2 protein-coding genes are annotated in these 1,917 nt (G+C 46.4%); both read right to left on the reverse strand.

Features of this window, described 5'->3' with window-relative positions; genetic code table 11:
• Positions 1-1,098, reverse strand: a 1,098-nt coding sequence (locus AC1DUA_RS35570; RefSeq protein WP_477504224.1) for an extracellular solute-binding protein, incomplete at its 3' end; no start/stop codon positions are given.
• A 42-nt stretch (positions 1,099-1,140) separates the two neighbouring features.
• Positions 1,141-1,917: carbohydrate ABC transporter permease (locus AC1DUA_RS35575; protein ID WP_477504225.1), on the reverse strand; the 777-nt coding region annotated here is incomplete at its 5' end.

Below are 1,917 nucleotides of genomic sequence, written 5' to 3' on the forward strand. Positions count from 1 at the left end.
CCAGTCTATATATTGCATAATTGCTTTCGGATCCTTAGCCTTGGCGTTGACGACACCGACCATTTGCACAGGTGTGCTGATAATCGGGCTGAATTGGCCGAATTGGCTTTTCGGTAAAGCCATTGGAATGACCTTAGCCGTAGGGTTGTTCTTCTTCAAAGTTTCATAGTTCGAGATGGTAAACCATGCACTGTCGATTGCAAAAATCCCTAGTTTTCCATTCATGAAATCCTGGATGCCCTTTTGTCCGTTTTTATCCGTGAGAAAATCCTTATCGACCAGACCGTTATCAAACAGGCGCTTCTGGAATTCGACAGATGCCTGAAGACGATCCCAATCATGGACGAAAGAACCGTTTTGCTCGGCCCAATCGATGGAACGCCCGAAGATATGGCTGATTACGGAGAAACCGACACCGCTCAGGTTGATACCGAACGTATCCTTTTTACCGTTGCCGTCTGGATCTTGATTCACGAATGCATTAGCCACATTATACAATTCCTCTGTCGTCGTAGGGACTTCCAGGTTCAGCCTCTGGAGCCAATCCTCACGGATCAAGAGACGATGATGCGGGGCAACAACATTTAAACGTCCAATTTCATACAATTTGCCGTCTTCCTTGGTTCCAATCTTGCGCAGCAGGGGGTACTTCTCCAGAATTTGTTTGTAGGTCGTGCTGTATTTGTCAACCATCTCATCAATAGGCATCAGCAATTTCTGCGAATACCAGCTGTTCCTGTAATTGGCATCATACTCCAGAATTAAATCCGGCGCGCTTCCTGAGGCAAATAAGGCATTAAATTTCGGGAACGATTCCCAGCGGGGAACGGGGGTATATTTAACATCGACGGGGCCGTTCTTGTTGATCCAATCTACCCAACGGTTTTTATCCCAGTTGCCTTCTTCCGGAGGAATATTCCCTCGATCATACACGGAAACGTTAATCGCTCCTCTTTTCGCAGATTCAGCGGCTGGGGTCGCATTCGGACTTGACGATGTCCCTGGATCGACTTTGGGCGTTGAACAGCCTGCCAAAACAGCGACAGAGACGAGTGTGGCAAGTATGGCTTTCCGATGACCCTTTGGTACCATAAACATGGAAATACCCCCTTAGATAATTCGATTTCAAGGTCTTCCGTCTTATCCTTTAATCGCGCCGATCATAACTCCTTTTACAAAATACTTTTGCAAGAAAGGATAGACGAGTAGCATTGGCACAATGAGCACAATCACGCCAGCTGATTTGATGGATTCTGGTGTCATTTGCTGCAAATCATCCGGTCTCACGGAATTAAGTTCTTGAAGAATGGATTGACTGGCGACCATTTGTTGAATCATAACCGCCAAATTCATCCGAGTGCTGTCATTGATAAACATGAGTACAGGTAAGAAGGAATTCCAATATCCGACACCATAGAATAAAGTCAACGTTGCTAAGACTGGGAGGGATAGCGGGAGTATGATCCGAGTGAGAAGTCGCCATTCGCCGCAACCATCCATGCGTGCTGCCTCTTCAAGCTCTTCAGGCACATTCATAAAGAAGGTCCGAAGCACGAGCATATTAAATGCACTGATCAGTCCCGGCATCCAGATGGCGCCATAAGTATCCAGTAAGCCGAGGCTTTTCACAATCAGAAAAAGTGGAATTAATGGCGTCCCGAACAGCATGGTAAATACGATGGCCAGTGTAAAAAAACGACGCGCGTAGAAATATTTCTTGGCTAACGGATAAGCCGCCATGATGGTAAACAACATGCTGAGTACAACGCCTACAACGGTAATAACGATGCTATTGCGGAAAGCTTTTACCATATTTGTGCCACTATATAAGGCCTTATACGCTTCTATTGTCCAGCCTTGCGGCCAGAGAGTTACATGCCCGGATACAATCGCTTGATAGCTGCTCAGGGATAGGGA

Source organism: Paenibacillus sp. 01T422 (assembly GCF_056398785.1).